At 74.2% G+C, this 16,175-nt stretch carries 12 protein-coding genes; 5 read left to right on the top strand and 7 right to left on the bottom strand.

Going from position 1 to position 16,175, the window contains the following annotated elements; translation table 11 throughout:
- Window positions 1–31: 31 nt before the first annotated feature.
- Genes JKJ07_RS27420 through JKJ07_RS52455 form a run of 5 tightly spaced genes read left to right on the top strand, consistent with a single transcriptional unit; the run spans window position 32 to window position 5,657 of the window.
- The gene (locus JKJ07_RS27420) at window positions 32–778 is read left to right on the top strand and encodes a vWA domain-containing protein (RefSeq protein ID WP_202994688.1); all 747 of its coding nucleotides are present in this window, start codon (window positions 32–34) and stop codon (window positions 776–778) included.
- On the top strand, window positions 778–1,557 hold the full coding sequence (locus JKJ07_RS27415; RefSeq protein ID WP_202994687.1) for a protein phosphatase 2C domain-containing protein: 780 nt from the start codon (window positions 778–780) through the stop codon (window positions 1,555–1,557). Before JKJ07_RS27420 ends, JKJ07_RS27415 begins: the two co-directional genes overlap by 1 nt.
- Complete coding sequence (locus JKJ07_RS27410; protein ID WP_202994686.1) at window positions 1,547–2,584, top strand: hypothetical protein; 1,038 nt, start codon at window positions 1,547–1,549, stop codon at window positions 2,582–2,584. The genes JKJ07_RS27415 and JKJ07_RS27410 overlap by 11 nt, the downstream gene beginning before the upstream one ends.
- Window positions 2,584–3,813: a hypothetical protein gene (locus JKJ07_RS27405; protein WP_202994685.1), complete on the top strand. Its 1,230-nt coding sequence runs from the start codon at window positions 2,584–2,586 to the stop codon at window positions 3,811–3,813. The genes JKJ07_RS27410 and JKJ07_RS27405 overlap by 1 nt, the downstream gene beginning before the upstream one ends.
- On the top strand, window positions 3,810–5,657 hold the full coding sequence (locus JKJ07_RS52455) for an AAA family ATPase (RefSeq protein ID WP_202994684.1): 1,848 nt from the start codon (window positions 3,810–3,812) through the stop codon (window positions 5,655–5,657). Before JKJ07_RS27405 ends, JKJ07_RS52455 begins: the two co-directional genes overlap by 4 nt.
- Here the strand turns inward: JKJ07_RS52455 and JKJ07_RS27395 are convergent.
- The 7 genes from JKJ07_RS27395 to grpE are packed head-to-tail and all read right to left on the bottom strand — an operon-like array spanning window position 5,654 to window position 16,074.
- Complete coding sequence (locus tag JKJ07_RS27395; protein ID WP_202994683.1) at window positions 5,654–5,953, bottom strand: hypothetical protein; 300 nt, start codon at window positions 5,951–5,953, stop codon at window positions 5,654–5,656. The two genes, JKJ07_RS52455 and JKJ07_RS27395, sit on opposite strands and share 4 nt — an antisense overlap.
- The gene (locus tag JKJ07_RS51870) at window positions 5,946–7,523 is read right to left on the bottom strand and encodes a TRAFAC clade GTPase domain-containing protein (protein ID WP_202994682.1); all 1,578 of its coding nucleotides are present in this window, start codon (window positions 7,521–7,523) and stop codon (window positions 5,946–5,948) included. Before JKJ07_RS51870 ends, JKJ07_RS27395 begins: the two co-directional genes overlap by 8 nt.
- Window positions 7,520–9,940: a GTPase-associated protein 1-related protein gene (locus tag JKJ07_RS27385; RefSeq protein WP_202994681.1), complete on the bottom strand. Its 2,421-nt coding sequence runs from the start codon at window positions 9,938–9,940 to the stop codon at window positions 7,520–7,522. The genes JKJ07_RS51870 and JKJ07_RS27385 overlap by 4 nt, the downstream gene beginning before the upstream one ends.
- Window positions 9,937–11,130, bottom strand: coding sequence for a hypothetical protein (locus tag JKJ07_RS27380; protein WP_202994680.1), 1,194 nt, complete (start codon window positions 11,128–11,130; stop codon window positions 9,937–9,939). The genes JKJ07_RS27385 and JKJ07_RS27380 overlap by 4 nt, the downstream gene beginning before the upstream one ends.
- Window positions 11,131–13,791, bottom strand: coding sequence for a hypothetical protein (locus JKJ07_RS27375; protein ID WP_202994679.1), 2,661 nt, complete (start codon window positions 13,789–13,791; stop codon window positions 11,131–11,133).
- A gap of 4 nt (window positions 13,792–13,795) precedes the next feature.
- Window positions 13,796–15,469, bottom strand: a complete 1,674-nt coding sequence (locus tag JKJ07_RS27370; RefSeq protein ID WP_202994678.1) for an Hsp70 family protein — start codon at window positions 15,467–15,469, stop codon at window positions 13,796–13,798.
- Between the two features lie 20 nt (window positions 15,470–15,489).
- Window positions 15,490–16,074: a nucleotide exchange factor GrpE gene (gene grpE, locus JKJ07_RS27365; RefSeq protein WP_202994677.1), complete on the bottom strand. Its 585-nt coding sequence runs from the start codon at window positions 16,072–16,074 to the stop codon at window positions 15,490–15,492.
- Between the last annotated feature and the right edge of the window lie 101 nt (window positions 16,075–16,175).

The following is a 16,175-nucleotide window of genomic DNA, read 5'->3' as shown; positions in this document are numbered from 1 at the left end:
GTCGGCGCGGGGCTGTCCGTCAGATAAGTGTGTGCAGTTCGAGGAGATCTTCGGCGATGACGAGGAGCCGGATGAGTTCGACTTCGTCATCGATACTCATCGGCGGCGGTTCGTCGGGTTGCTGATCGATACGTCGCGGTCGATGGCGCTTGCCCAGACCGGGGGCATGGCGGCGATCGACGCGCTCAACCTGCACCTGGCCGAGTGGCTGCCCAAGGTGCGGGCCGAGGGGCGCGGGCAGCTGCGCGACGTCGAGTTCGTGGTGATCACCTTCGGGGCCGGGGGCGTGGCGGTCGCCTCGGGCAACCGGAAGCCCTCGGCCCGGGACGACGGCGCGTTCGTGCCGGCCGCCCGGCTCACCCTGGGGCCGCTGGAGGCCGGCGGCGCCACCCCGATGGTCGAGGCCGTCGACCTCGCCCTCGACCTGGTCGAGCAGCGGCGCCGGCACGTGCAGGAGGTGCACGGCCAGCAGTGCGGCGGGCCGCGGCTGATCCTGATCACCGACGGGGAGCCGACCGACTTCGAGGGCAACCCGACCGACGAGTGGCGGCGGCTGGCCGTGCGGCTCCAGCAGTCCCGCGAGACGGGCCGGCTGATGCTGTTCGCGTTCGGGGTGCCCGGCGTGAAGGACGACGTCATGCGCGAGCTGGCCGGCGAGGAGGGCTACTTCCGGCTGCAGGATCTGGACCTCAAGCGGGTGCTCGACCTGGCCCTGGTGGCCACGGCCGAGCACGTCGGCTATCGACGGGTGGCCGACAAGTTCGAGGACGGGTTCTGATGATCGGCCGCTGGACCGTGTTGGCCGGCAGCGCGACGGGCGGGGCGCACGCGCGGGCCGCGGCGGGCAGCCAGGACGCCCACGCCGTACGGGAAACGAACGGCACTCTGCTCGTGGCGGTCGCGGACGGCGCGAGCAGTGCCGCCTGCGGGGCCGTGGGCGCGACGCTCGTCGTGGGGCTGGCCGTGCAAGTCTTCGCCGAGCTGCTCCGGGCCGGGCCGCCGCGGCACGCCCACGGGTGGACGACGCTGATCACGACCGGCGGCGATCGGCTGATCCGCCGCTTCGACCAGGCCGCGGCCGCGCTGAGCCGCGCCAAGGCCGACCTGGCCACGACGGTCACGGTGGTGCTGGCGCACGGGGCGTGGGTGGCGGTGTTCGCGGTGGGCGACGGCTTCGTGGTCGCCCGCGACCGCGGCGGCGAGCTCGACCTGCTGCTGGCCCCGCCCGACGCCACCGGACGGGAGCCGGGCCGCACCGAGCTGCTGCCGTCCCCGCGTGACGGCGGCCGCCGGCTGGTTGCGAACCTGCCGGGCCTGAGCGGGCTGGCCATCGGCACGGACGGGCTGGAGAGCATGCTGATCGAGTACGACCGGTCCCGGCCCGTACGGGCGGGGGCCGCGTTCGGCCGGTTGTTCGCCCTGACCGGCGACGACGACCCGGCGGCGCTGGATCGGCTGCTGGCCGGACGGCAGGTCGCCGGGCTCACCGACGACGACCGCACGCTGATCCTGGCGGTGTCCTCGGCGGGCGAAAGCGCGGTGCCCGGTGAATCGTGACGTCTGGATCGTCCGGGGTGACGGCACCCGTACGCCGGACCGGCTCGGCGATCCCGTCGGGTCGGTCGGCTCGCAGGGCGAGGTGCGGCAGCTCGAGGGCGACCCCGGGCGCATCGCCAAGATCGTTCACCATGCCGGGGACCTGTCCGACCGCGTACGCCTGATGCTGCGCGACCGCCCCGGCTGGGTCACCCGGGCCGGCCGGCCCGTGGTCGCCTGGCCCGACGCGGCCGTGCACCGGAGCGACGACGGCCGGCTGATCGGCTACGCCGCGCCGAAGCTCGCCCCGCCCCGGTTCGTGCCGCTGCCGCTGCTGTTCAACCCGGCCGTCCGGGCCCGCCTGCTGCCCGCCGCGACCTGGACGTGGTGGCTGGAGGTGGCCGAGGACCTGGCCCGGACGGTGCACGCCGCGCATCAGCGCGACCACGTGATCGGCGATCTGGCCCCGGCCAACATCTTCGTGTCGGCCGCGGGCACGGCCTGCCTGATCGACGTCGACGGCTGGCAGCTGCGCGACGAGACGACCGGCACCGACCTGCTGTGCGCCTTCTCGCGGCCGGAATACACCGCGCCCGAGGAGCTGGGCAAGCCGGCCCGTCCGCGCGACCCCGCGAGCGACCGCTGGGCCCTGGCGGTGCTGGTGGCCCAGCTGCTGTCGCTGGGTTTCCACCCGTACGGCGGGGTGCCGTTCGACGCGAGCGGCCCGGTCGAGGAGGTCGACAACGTGCGGGCCCGCCGCTGCCGCCCGCTCGGCGCGCGGGTGCGGGCGCCGCGCGGGGCCGTCCCGGCCGACGTCCTGCCCCCGGTGCTGCGGCGCCGCCTGGCCGAGGCACTGGACGACGGCTACGACCGGCCCGAGGCGCGCCCCGACGCGTCGGCCTGGGCGGCCGGGCTGGCGTACTCCCGCCGCCGCCTGACCACTTGCGAGCGATCGGCCCGGCACGTTCATGCCGTCGAGCGGGCGGGCTGCCCGTGGTGCTCGATGGCGGCGGGCGGCGGCCGCGACCCCTTCCGAGAGGACCTGTGATGTCGAGCAGCCCGAAATACACGACCGTCGTCTTCGAGCACGAGCGTCAGGCTCAGTTCGAGGCGGCCCGGCTGGCCCGCGAGGCCGAGCGCCGCCGGCACGAGGAGATCGCCCGGCGGCAGCGGTTCGAGGCCGGTCTGCGCGCCGCCCGCGAGCGGGCCGAGGCCTTGACCGCCCGGTCGGCCGACCTGGCCCGGGTCGCGACCGGCCTGCCCCAGCAGCCGGAGGCCGAGCGGCAGCGGGACCTGACCGCCAGGATCGCGGCCGGGATCGGCGGGATCACCGACGAGGCCGGGCTGACCGCGTGGAACGACCGGGCGCTCGAGGCCGAACGCGGCTCGGAGCGGCTGCGGGGCACGGTGGCGGCCGAGATGACCACGCGGGAGCACGACGCGGCGCTGGGGCTGACCGAGGCCCGGCTCGACGGCGAGACCGACCGGGCCCGGCTCGACCCGGCCGGCGCCGAGCGGGTGGCCGGCCTGACCGCCGAGGCCCGCGCGCAGCTCGGCGGGCCCGGGTTCGCGCCCGCGCACGACCGGCTCGGGATCGCGGCCGCCGAGCACCTGGAGCGGGTGGCCGACCAGCGGGCCCTGCTGCGCCGGCTGGCCGGCGAGTCGGCCGAGGCCGAGCTGCGGCTCACCGCGGCCCTGGCCGAGGCGGGCGAGGCGGCCGTCGACCTGCCCGACGCCGAGGCGGCGCACCGGGTGCTGGCCGACCTGAAGGCCGAGCACGACGAGGTGCGGCCGCGGCGGTGGGAGCATCTGCTCGACGAGGCCCGCCGGCGCACCGCCGACGTCACCGCGGCCGTCGAGGCCCGGCTCGATCAGCTCGAGCGGATGGCGATCATCGTGGAGGCCGCCGGGGCGGCGCTGCCCCAGGCCGGGCTGCGGGTCGTGGCGGGCAGCCTGGTCGAGCGGGACGACGCGATGACCTTCCGGGCCCGGCGCACCGACGGCACCGACATCGAGCTGACCGTGCGCGCCGGCGACGGCCGGGGCAGCCGGCTGGAGTATCGCAGCGAGGGCGCCGACATGGTCGTGGAGCAGACGGCCGAGGGCACGGTCGCGCGCTGCGACCTGACCGAGGAGATCCTCGAACGGCTGCACACCGAGCTCGGGCATCAGGGCGTCCGCACCGACGGGCTGCATTGGGAGGGCAAGCCGGAGGGGCCCCGGCCCGACCAGGAAGCGATCGGCAACACCGCGGCCGGCATCCGGAAGCAAGGATGAGCGCGCCCACCGCCCGGCCCGCGGCCGCCTGGCTGGAGCGGCTGACCGCCGAGATCGCCCGGGGCCGGCACGTCATCCTGCACGGCAACGTGCGTGACCTGGTGCGCTGGGACCGCTCGTTCCGGCCGGTGCGGCTGGCCGTGACCGAGCTGTTCGCGACGTTCGGCTATCAGATCGTCGGCTACTACGACCTCGTCGACGGCCTGAGCTTCGCCGAGCCCGAGCAGGAGCGCGAGTTCCACCGGCTGACCGCCGGGCCGGCGCCGGACCCCGTACGCGGCAGCGCGGGACCCGGGCGGGCCGGCGCCGCGCGCGACCGGATGGCCTCCGCCCTGGACAACTCGGCGCCGCCGGTGCTGACCACCCCGTACGACGCGATGGCGGCGATGCGCACGGTGCTGCGGCAGGGCTCGATCCCGGCCGCCTTCCTGGTCGACCTGGCCGACCTGGCCCTGCCCGCGCCGGAACGGGCCGGCGACACCGACAAGCGGCTGCTCGGCACGGTGGCCAAGACCATGATCGAGGCGGCCCAGACGGCCGGCCTGCGCAACCTGCTCGTGCTGATCGCCGACGACCTGGGCACGCTGCCGGCCTGGCTCTATCGGGACAGGTCGTACGTGCAGCTGGTCGAGGCCGCGCGGCCCACCTTCGACGAACGGCTGGTCTATCTCGACCGGCAGGCCACCACCTTCTACGGCGTCCGGGACAAGCCGGCCGGGCTGGACGACCTGCGGGTGCTGGCCAACCTGAGCGCCGGCATGGCCGTCACCGAGCTCGACGGCCTGGCCCGGATGAGCAAGCTGCACCGGATCCCGCTGTCCCAGCCCCGTACGCTGATGAAGCGGACCCTGTTCGGCCCGCGGCAGGACCCGTGGCAGCAGATCCGCGGGCGGATGGACGACTACGACACGCTGATCGGCGCGCGGCTGATCGGGCAGCCGGTCGCCGTCGGCAAGGTCCGCCGGGCCCTGCGCGCGGCCACCGTCGGCATCGACTTCGTGGCCGACCCGGACAGCGCCGAGTCCCGCCCCAAGGGCATCTTCCTGTTCGTCGGCCCGACCGGCGTCGGCAAGACCGAGCTGGCCCGCAGCCTGAGCGAGTTCGTCTTCGACGACGCGACCGCGATGGCCCGCTTCGACATGTCCACCTTCGCCGAGGCGCACGCCGCGGAACGGCTGACCGGCGCGCCGCCCGGTTACGTCGGCCACGAACGCGGCGGCGAGCTGACCAACCGGGTCACCCAGCGCCCGTTCAGCGTGCTGCTGTTCGACGAGATCGAGAAGGCGCACCCGTCCGTGTTCGACAAGTTCCTGCAGGTGCTCGACGACGGGCGGCTGACCGACGCGCTCGGCAACACCGCCTACTTCTCCGAGACGATCATCATCTTCACCTCGAACCTGGGCGCGGCCGAGACGTACGGCTGGCTCTCCGGCGACGAGCTGCCGGACTACGACAAGGTCGCCGCACACTTCGAGCTGGCGGTGCGCGAGCACTTCACCAAGACGCTGGGGCGGCCCGAGCTGCTGGGCCGGCTGGGCGGCGGCATCACCGTCTTCGACATTCTGCGGCCCGAGCACGTGGGCCGGATCGCCCGCAAGCTGCTGGGTCAGTTGGTGGCCAGCGCCGAGCGCCGGGGCCTGCGGCTGACCGTCGACGAGCCGTCAGTCCTCGACCGGGTGCAGGTCCTGATGCGGCGTCCGGAGGAACTGCGCCTGGGCGTACGCCGGATCCACGCCCTGCTCGAGGAGATCGTCCGCGAGCCCCTGGTCGACCACCTGTTCGCCCACGACGGCACGACCGCCGCGCACGTCTCGATCGCGGGTGGCCGCACCGAGGTGCGCTAGGACTTCTTGGTCGGGCTCTTCTTCGGCTTGGGCTTGGCCGTCTTCTTCGGCTTGGGCTTGGGCTTGACCGACGGCGACGGGCTGGGCGCCGGCTGGAGGGGCCCGGCCCAGCCCCCGCCGTGCAGCAAGGGCTGCCACAGATACGCGGTGACCTGCCCGACGCCGTGGCCGGCCCAGCGCACCGCGGCGGCCGCGCTGCCCGAGAAGCCGGCGAACAGGGTCACCGCGACGACGACCAGCAGCGCCGCGACCCGGAAGGCCCGGTGGGCGGGCGGCATGGGTCCGGGATCAGTCAAGGCTCATCCACTCCTTCGACAGCACCCAGCGCAGCGGCGCGGGCGCGGCGTCCGGCCCCGGGTCACGCCCGCAGACCAGGAAGAACTCGACCTCGCCGAAGTCGCGCTCGACGGCCAGCAGCAGGTTGCCGAGGCCGATCGCGGCCAGCCAGTCCCGCAGGTCGCCGCCGTGCGGCCCAGCCCCGAGCTTGTCCAGCAGGTCGGCCTTGGTGACGACGAAGGCCAGCCGCTGCCGGTCGGTGCGCACGCCGAAGTCGCGCAGCCGGGTCACGGTGGCGTTGTACGAGCGCTCGGGGTCGTGCCGGGCCGGGTTGGCCGCGGCGTACACGTCGGGCGCGACGCTGCTGAACTCGTCGGCGATCCGCCGGACCGAGAACGGGTCCATCACGAAGATCAGCGAGCGGGCGTAGTCGAGGTAGGACAGCCGGGAGTTCTGCTCGGGGTCGAGCAGGCTCTCGCCGGCGGCGTCGAACACGTGCACCAGGGCGGGCCGGGAGCCCTTGTCGAGGCGCACGGTGAGGGCGACGGGCGGGCCCGAGGCGTCGGTCTGCGCCGGGTCCGCGCCGCGGAGCACCAGGTCGGTGTATTCGGCGAAGGTCCGCTTGCTGCGCTCGTCGAGCAGCTGCCACCCGGCGCCACCGGTCGCCGCGGCCCGTTCCAGGCCGACCAGCGCGGCCATGATCAGCTGAGTCTTGCCGGCCGAGGCCGCGCCGAACACCGGGATCCGGACGTCGGTGACCACCCCGGCCCCCCGGAACAGCGGCTCGCCGCAGCTGGGGCAGCAGGGCTGCAGGCGGCGGCTGAAGGCGGCCCGCAACACCATCGTGGGCAGCTTGGTGCCGCAGGCGCAGCGCCGCCACCAGACGCCCAGCAGCCCGGGGCGGATGTCGCGGTGCAGGTCGTCGCCCGACAGCCGGTCGTCGAGCTCGTGCGGGCCGCGGCAGCGATAGGCCGGGACGGCGGTCAGCTCGAAGCACTTCGCGCAGCTGGCCCGGGCGCCGCGAACCCGCTGCCAGGCCGCGTCGGCGCCGCGCAGCAGATAGACCACGGGCAGCCCGACCAGCCAGGCCGCCCCCGTCACCAGCGCCAGCACCACCGTCGTGGCCGCCACCGCCAGCGCGCCGCCGGCCGTGACGGCGCCCTGCCCGCCCGCCAGCGGGATGATGAGCGGCCACCACGCCAGCAGTTGCTTCTCGCGCAGCCAGGGCAGCGGGCCGGCCCACATCCGGTCGTGCGCCAGCCGGGCCCGGTCCACGATCGCCTGGATGTCGAGCCGGGACTGGGCCGCGAAATATTGCGGCCAGGCCCGGTCCCGGCGGACGAAGGCCTCCCGGACCCGGGTGGGCAGCAGGCGGCTCTCGCGGACCTCGGCCGGGGTGTGCAGCACCGCCGTGCCCTCGCCGCCGGCCAGCACGACGCCCGCCAGCGCCACCACGGTCAGCGCCCCGGCGACCAGGCCCACGCCCAGGCTGAGCAGCAGCAGCGGCACCGAGACGAAGACGACGCAGGCCAGGCAGACGGTCAGATAGATCGCGGTGCCGATCCACCAGCCGGGGCCGCGGCCGCTCACCGTCCACCGCCGAAGGGGTGCGCGAGCCGATAGCGCCGGCGCCGCCCGGACACCGAGCCGACCCGCGCCTTCCAGAACTCCCGCCAATCCTTGCTCGACTTGGCGACCCGTTGGCCGGCCAGCTCGACGTTGCGCTCGGGGGCGCGGACCAGCCACTCGTCCCAGGCCTCGAGGAGCGGCTCCTGCCGGGCCGGGTCCTCGGCCAGCCAGGCCCCGCCCAGGAAGCAGGCGGCCACCGCGCAGCTGACCCCCACACCGGCCCGCAACCGCTCACCGAGCCGGCGCAGATACGGGTCGAGCAGCTCGGAGTGCCGCGTGAGCATGCGTTCCACGTCGTCGTAGTCGGAGACCCGGACGAGGGCGGCCGCGGCCGCCCCGGCGCGCATGGCGATCAGCCGGGTCGGGGTACGCCGCAGGCAGGCGAGCAGCGCGGCGGTCTGCTCCTCCGACGCCGCGGACGAGCCACCGATGCCGGTCAGCGCCGTCGTCAGCTCGTCGTCGGCGGCCAGCAACGTCTCCACCCGCCGGTTGAGCGGCATCAGCAGCCGGGTCAGCAGCAACCGGCACAACTTCAGATCGTCGGGCGCCAGCGGGCTCGTGCCGGTCACATCGGCGACCAGTGGCTGCCAGAGGCGGGCCGGCAAGGTGATCCCGTCCGGCGCGACGGTCGCCACCAGTTCGAGTTCCGCCCGGGTGGGACTGCTCTGGCTCCACAGGGCGGCGGTCGTGGCCGCGAAGCGGAACGGGTCGCCCTTCGCCTCGGACAACTGACTCTCGACGACCTCCCACCGGCCGTCGCCGTGCCGGACGGTCGCACCCAGCACCGCGGCCCGCAGGTCGGGATCGAGCTCGTCCAGCCGGGGCAGCAACCACTTGCGCCACCCGTCCCCCACGATCGCCGCCTGCTCGGGGCCCTGCCGGACCCGCCGGGTCAGCTCGGTGGTGACGCGGGCCACCTGCGCGTGGAACTCGGGCCAGGCGGCGGGCTGATAGTCGCCCGGGTGGTCGGCCCAGTGCCGGACGAAGGCCGCGCCCTCGTCGCCCAGGTGATCCGGGTGGACGGCGGCCCCGAACCGCTTCGCCACTCGCAGCAGCGCCGCGAAGGACTTCGGGGGCACGCCGGCCGTGAGCTCCTCGACCAGCGAGCGGAACAGGTCGGCGGCGTGGTCCTCGGTCCACTCGCCGTCCGGCAGCCGGCCCACCGGCTCATCGAAACTCCGGCCCTGCTCGCGAGCGGCGGTGATCTCGTTGATCGCCAGCGCCGTCCGCACGTCGGCGGCCTTGCCCGGCAGCAGCCCGTCGCAGCCGACCGCGTCCAGCCGCACCAGCACCCGGCGGGGCCAGCGCTCCGGCATGTCGGCGAAGAGGTCGGCGACGTCGAAGGCGTACGCGTCGCGCAGGTGCGGCGGCCCGGTACGCAGCCAGTCCACGATCTCCTCGGCGAAGTCGACCTCGGGCTCCCGGCGCATGATGGCGGCGGTGCCGAGCGCCATGGCCAGCCGCTGCGCGCGCGGACCGTCGTCGCCCCGCTCGGCCAGCGTGGAGTCCGCGGCCACGTCGAGCGCGTCGACCACGTCGCGGGGGTCCTCGGCCAGGAACAGGTCGACCCAGTGCTGCGCGGCCCAGGTGAACGGGACCGGCGTGCACTCGTTGCGGGTCAGGTCGAAGACGGCGTACCCGAGCTGGTTGTCGATCCGGCCGGCGGCGCCCGCGAAATCCGGGTGCACGGCCAGCACGGGCAGGGTGGACCGGGCCGGGTCGACCGCGAAGATCTTGAAGCCGAGCTCGAACGCCCGTTTCCGGGGCAGCAGCAGCGACCCGGCGACCAGCCAGTTCACGATGACCGGCACGTCGGCGCCGACGAACAGCACGCGCGGCTGCCCGGGGCGGCCGGCCCCGGCGAGGGCGGCCACGAGCGTACGCAGAAGGTGTTCGCCCTGGGGTTGGGCGAGGACGAAATCGCGAGCGCGGGCCGGGGTGTGCACCGCCGTGGTGTGACCCAGCTCGACCGGCTCGGACGTCGTCGTGGGGGCCGGGCGGCCGGTCCAGAAGTCGGCCCCGAACAGCTGGGCCGGACGCAGGCCGCGGTAGGCGTCGGTGTCCGTGGTGACGATCGCGTGGGTGAGCTGGTTGCCCTGGCGGGTGCCGTTCGCCTCGTGGCCCAGATAGCGGCCCGCGCCGGTGGCGAAGAACCCGGCCTCGGCCACGTGCCCGAACGAGGGCGGGTAGTCCTCGACCGGGCGCAGCTCCGACATCCACGCGGAGTACGGCTGATAGAGCAGGTTGTCCTGCACGACCCGCTTCGCGGACAGCACGCTCTCGGCGGACCGCGCCTGGAACTGCAGCCCCGGACTGCCGTCGAGCCCCTGACCGGGCCGGCAGTCGGTGTAGATCAGCGTCTCGAAGCGCGCCGTCATCGTGCCGCCCGGCTGCGCGGCACCACGTTGAACCGGCTGAGCAGCCAGAGCAGCGGCTCGTCGACCCGGAACGGGTGGACCCCGCGGTCGTCGACGCGGTTGGCCCGGTAGTCGGGCTCGGCGCCGAGCGCGGAGATGGCGAAGTAGCGGAACGTCGTGTAGTTGTGCTTGAGATGCGTGTCGATGTCGGACGCGCCCCAGTCGTGCAGCAGGCCCTTCACGTGCTCGTGGGTGGCCCGGCCGCTGTCGTCGTCGTAGAACGGGCCGGGCTGCGGGCGGCGGACCAGCGGATGGTCCTCGCCGAGCACGTCGAAGAAGGCGTCGATCTTGGCGAACGCGACCGCGACCGGGATCGCGATGTTCTTGCGGCCGCCGATCCGGTGGCTGGTGCGCAGGTTCTCGGTCACCCGGTTGACGACGTCGAGCGTGGAGGTGCCCTTGATGAGCGCCTCGGGCGGCAGCGACAACCTGTCCCGGGCCTGCGGGATCATGAACGGGTCGAGCACCAGGATGAGCGCGTCGGCGGCGGCCAGGTAGCCCAGGTTGTCCACGGTGTCCTGCTTGTTCAGGTCCTCGCCCGCGGTGTCGAAGAAGGACAGGAACGTGGTGTCGTATCCGGTCAGCCGGCGCTTCTGCCGCCAGGCGAAGACCATCGGCTCACGCCGGCCCCCCTTCGCGGCCGCCGTGTGCGCGAGCAGCTTGCCGGTCGGGAACAGGTCGGCCGACGGGTCCCCGAAGCCGTGGCCGCCCTCGTCCTCCGTCTTGAACGACACGTCGCCGGTGAGCCGCACGTCGGCCCCGAAGCGCTGGCCCATGCCCTGACGCAACTGGTTGGCCAGCACCCGCAGGAAGACGGTCTTGCCGGTGTGCTTGGCGCCGGCCATGGCGATCAGCGGGCTCTTGCCCTCGCCGAAGGTGGCCGGCAGCCGGCTGTGGCAGTTCGAGCAGACCTTGACCCCGGACACCACGCCGCAGTCCGGGCAGGTGGCCTCGTTGATCGAGCGGAAGCCGCGGGACGTCGCCTCGAACGACGGCAGGACGAGCTCCATGTTGTTGAGCTCGCGGACCTGCGCCTCGTCCTGACTGCGCTTGCAGGCCTCCTTGCCCGGCGGTTTGCGCCCGGTGCAGCGGAACCACGGCTCCCGCAGGTTGATCCGCGCGTAGCAGTACGGGCAGGCGAGAGTTGCCATCTAGGACACCTTCATCTCGTCGATCGGGGGGTCGTTGACGCGGACGCCGGCCGGCCGGGTGACGAAACAGCGCAGCCAGCGCACCTTCGCGGGCATGGTGAACGGCACCGCCTCGGGCACGTCCGGGTCGAGTTCCAGGCCGGCCAGATGCGCGACGGGAATGCCCTGCTCGGCCCGCACCGGGAGGACGTCGCCGGGGCCCGCGACCAGGCGCACCTCCACGCCCTCGCAGCGGGTGTCGGTGGTCAGGCGCAGCTCGCGGCGGCGGCTCAGGAACCCCCCGGCCTTCACGACCTGCCAGCTCACCGTGGCCGCGGTCCCGTCCACCGGCGCGGTCACGGCCGACGACTTCGACTCCCCGCCCATCCCGCGGACCACGCTCTGCACGGCGACCCGCCCGCCGGTGTGGCCGATCGGCAGGTGGCAGCCCTTGGCCGTGAACTGGCCGCGGCTGACCAGCTCGCGGGCGCTGGGGGTGGCCGCGCCGGCCGGGGTGAAGGTGACCTCGGCCAGGTTGACCGACGGCGGCCACACCCACGACACGGTCACCTCGCCGCCGTTGCGCCGCGCGAGCAGCCGGGTCACCGGTTCGATCACGGCCACGGCCACGGGTTCGCCGACGATCGCGGTGTCGGCCGTGGGGTGCAGCGTGAAGGCGGTGTAGTAGTGCCGCCCGCTCGGCACGGTCGCCTCGAGCTGCACCTCCGGCCCCTGCACCAGGCGGTCGCCGATCAGCGGTTCCCCGTACGCCTCGACGTCGCCCCGGCTGACGGTGGCGCCCGCGGGCCAGGCCGGCGGCGCGTCGGACCGGCGCACCGAGACCGTGCCCGCGGCCGGGGCGGCCCAGGTGACGTTGGCGGTGGCGGTGCTGGCGTCGACCGCGACGGCGTGCACCCGGATGCGGCTGACGAACGGCGGCGCCGCCTGCCCGGTGGTGGCCCGGGCCACGACCGTCCGGGCGAACGCCTCGGCCCCGGCGGCGTCGCGATAGACGGCGACGATGCCGTAGAAGACGTCGGCGTCCCCCGCGTCGTCGGTCAGCCCGGCCCGGGTGCAGGCGATCGGCGTGCCGTCGTCCGGGCCGGTGGGCGGGCGGCCGGTGGTGCGCCGCACCCGTACGGTCTCGGCCGCCGGATGCACCCGCCAGGAGCAGACGATCTCGTCGTGCTGGGTGCGGACCTGCACCGCGGTGACCGGCGGCAGCACCCGTTCCACGGTGACGGCCGCGCGTGACCAGTCGCCGCCGGTGCTGGCGAAGACGCCGTAGTGCAGGTCGCGGGCGGGCGCCGGGTCCTTGTCGACGGCCTCCGGCGTGCTGAGGCCGGCCACCACGACGTCGCCGTCGGCGGCCGTGCGCGGGGCCCGGTCGGACCGGACGACCCGATAGCGCAACAGCTCCGGGACGGCGGTGTGCGGCGCCGACCAGCCCAGCCGTACGCCCTGCTCGGTCACGCGGGCGACCAGCTCCCGTACGGGCGGCGGGGGCAGCGCCTCGGCCCGGCGGCGCAGGTCCTCGTCGTCGTCGGCGATCCGCAGCGCGTCCCGCAGCCGCTGCGCCGCCTCCTCCTCGTGGCCGTCGCGGATCGCCTGCTCGGCGTCGCGGCGCAGCTCGTCGACCCGGTCGGTCAGGCCGCCGACGGTCTGCCGCAGCTCCGCGTGCGCCGGGTCGGTCTCGGGCACCTGGGCCACGGCCTGGGCGGCGGCCCGCAACTGGCCCTCCGCGAGCAGCTCGCGCACCCGGTCGGCGGGCCCGGTGACGGTCGGCGCGGGCAGGTTGCTGACCACCGTCTGCGCGTCGGGCAGGAGCAGCCCGGCGCCGGTGGCCGACTCGATCAGCAACGCGTCGGCCAGGTTGCGGGCGCGCAGGTCCTGCAGCCGCTCGACGAGCTGGAACAGCGCCACCGTACGCAGGTCGACGCCGTTGCGCGCGGCCGTGTCGAGCAGTCCGAGGGCCTCCTTGCCCGCGCGCAGCTCGTGCGAGTCGGCCGCCCGTTCCATCTCCTGCCGGCGCCGGGCCAGCGTCTCCAGGCCGAGGTCGACCGCGTCGCGGCCCAGCAGCGCGAAGCTGTCGCCGGTCAGCTCGGGCCGGATCAGCTGCACCACGGTCGGCACGTCGAGCTGCCGTTGCAGGTCGAGCAGCCGCCGGTACGCGCTGCCGGGCAGCCCGCTGGCGGCCGGCAGCTCGATCGGCTCGACCAGCCGCAGCCCGGCCAGGCGGACGGCCTCGTCGGCGCCGAGCTTGCTGAGCGACGGCCACTGGGTGGCGATGGCGGCCAGCTGCTCGGCGGTGATCCGGCCGACCGCCCCGTACGCGTTGCGCAGCACCTCGGCGAAGCGGCGCGACTCGGCGTGCACCGCGTCCTCGTGCGCCCGCGCCTGCCGGGTCCACCACCCGGGGTCGTACATGGCGTCGCCGTGCTCGGCCCGCAGCCGCTCGTCGCGCCCGATCAGCTGGGCGCAGACGTTGGCCGCGGCGCCGACCCCGCCCTGCCGGCGTTGCCAGAGGCTGCGCACCTCCCTGAGCCGGGTCCGCAGCTCGCCCGCGGTCATGTCCGGCGTGACCGCGTACTGACCGGCGAGGTCGTTCGCGGGCACGCCGCCCGGGTGGTCGCGGAGCGGGTTGATGACCTGGCTCATGTAGGCGACGTGGTCGAAGGCCATCCGGTCAGGCCCTCACCGTGATGCCCGCGACGAGCTCGGTGGCCTCCCGCACTTCCTCCTCGCTGAGCACGCTGACCCGTACGTTGATGGTCAGCTTCTCGCCGGACTTGGGCTCGACGGCCTCCAGCTTGAGGTCGCCCTGCTCGTTGATCTGCATGTCGATCTCGATCGGCGAGCGGCGGGGCAACGGCGGCAGCCCGGTGATCGTGCCCTCGCCGTGGTCGACCGCCTTGTTCGCGGACAGCTCCGGCCCCTCGGTCGACCCGGCCTGCTCGTAGATCTCGATGTGGACGGCGGTCTGGCCCTCCTCCACGGTCTGCGCGTCGAGCCGCCGGACGCCGCTGGGCAGCTGCTCGTCCGCGTGCACCATGTGCTCGATGTAGTGGCGGTCGGGCTGCGAGCGCCAGTCCGGGGCGGAGGTGTCGCGCAGCTTCACGCCGAACGCCTTGGGCAGCACGTTGACGATCTGCTTGTTCGCCATCGCGGCCAGCGCCTCCTCGTCGACGTCGCTGATCCGGGCCAGCTCCTTGACGCGCTCCTGCTGCTGCTCCTCGGTCGGCCGCTCCTCGCCGGCCCGCTCCCAGTCCCACAGCGCGCGGCTCACGGCGAACCGGGCGGCGCCCTTGGCCACGGCCAGGTCGGGGTCGTGCAGCCGCGGCGACCAGCCCCACTTCTCGACGAGCCGGCGCGCGACCGCGGGCATCTTGCTCGACCCGCCGACTAGCAGCACCTCGTCGACGGCGGCGGCCGGGTCGTCCACGCCGAGCTTGCCGCCCAGCTTCTCGAGCGTGCGGCCGGTGTATTCGATCGTCCGGTCGAGCAGATCGCGGGTGATGTCCTCGAGGATCTCCTGGGTGACCTCGATCTGCGCCACCGCGCCGGCGAAGCGCAGCGGCACCTTGCGGCTCTTGACGCTGGACAGCTGCCGCTTGACCTCCTCGGCGGTCAGCGCGAGGTCCTGCATGAACTGCTCGTCGAGGGTCGGGTCCTCGGCCGGCTCGGCCCGCGCCATGAACTCGTCGATCAGGTAGCGGACCAGGCGGGCGTCCCAGTCGAGGCCGCCCAGCTGCTGGTCGCCGTCGGTGCAGAGCACCTCGATGCGGTCGTCGGAGATGCGGATGGCGGTGGTGTCGAAGGTGCCGCCGCCGAGGTCGTAGACGAGCACCGTGCGGGCGCTGCCCCCGGCCACCTCGTACTGCAGGGCGGCGGCGACCGGCTCGGGCACGATCCCGGTCACGTCGAGCCCGGCGATCCGGCCCGCGTTGCGGGTGGCGTCGCGCTCCAGCATGCCGAAGTACGCCGGGACGGTGATCACGGCCTGGCGCACGTCGGCCTGGGTGTGGTCGCGGGCGTCCTGGGCGAGCTGCTTGAGGATCAGGGCGGAGATCGCCTCGGCGCTGTACGACTTGCCGTCGAACTCCCAGTTGACCTCCTTGCCCATGCTGCGCTTGACCCGCTCGACGACCCGCTGCGGATAGAGCCGGGACACGTTCTTGGCGGCCTCGCCGACCAGCACGTCCCCGGACTCCTCCTCGAAGTAGACGACCGAGGGGGTGGTCTCCTGGTTGGTGACGACGTTGCGGATCACGGCGGGCCGTCCGGTGTCGTCGATGTACGACACGACCGAGTACGTCGTACCCAGGTCGATACCGAGGAAGGTCAGGTTCTCGTCCGACATCGCGGTGTCGTCCCTTTCTGTCACAGGATGGGTTGCGGGGTGGTCAGCGACTGCTCGGGCGGGGTCCAGCGATGAACCCGTACGGCGGAGGGCGCGGTCGTGCGGCCGGTCTGCACGTCGAGATAGCCGTCGGTGATCACCTCGGCGACCGTGCCGTCCTGCTCGGGGCCGGTGGCCGGGACGGTGCCCATGGCCCGCTGGGCCGCCGGGTCGAAGGCGGAGCCGGGCTCGGGGGTGACGACCACGATCGAGCCGCGCTCGAGGGTCAGCTCGAGGCTGTAGGCGTACGAGTGCAGCAGTTTGGCGGTCTGCTCGGCGCCGAACTCCTCGGGCAGGCGGGCCACCGTCTGCAGGATGTCGTGCCGCAGGCGCTGCAGGTCGGTCAGCAGCGGGCGCAGCAGCAGCTGCCGCTCGCCGGCCCGCAGCTTCTGGTTCTCGTCGTGCAGCCGCTCGATGATCTGCTCGCGGGCCGCCGCCCGCTCGTGCGCCCGGGTGATCTGCAGGCGCAGCTCGGGCAGCTCGCGACCGAGCAGGTCGGTCAGCTCGGCCACGCGCTCCGCGACCGGGTCCGGCCCCGGTGCCGGCTCGACCGTTTCCTCGTCCACCGCTTCTCCCTCCGCCTGGCCCTCACGTCCACCGTTCTCTGACGGACAGGAATCCCCGCGCGCTGTCCGTCAGAGAACGGTGAGGCGAGGAGGGGTGGGCT

This window comes from Paractinoplanes lichenicola, from assembly GCF_016785085.1.
Taxonomy (GTDB): domain Bacteria; phylum Actinomycetota; class Actinomycetes; order Mycobacteriales; family Micromonosporaceae; genus Actinoplanes; species Actinoplanes lichenicola.
The sequence above is the reverse complement of the archived record's forward strand: the minus strand, read 5'-3'. Positions and strand labels throughout refer to the sequence as shown.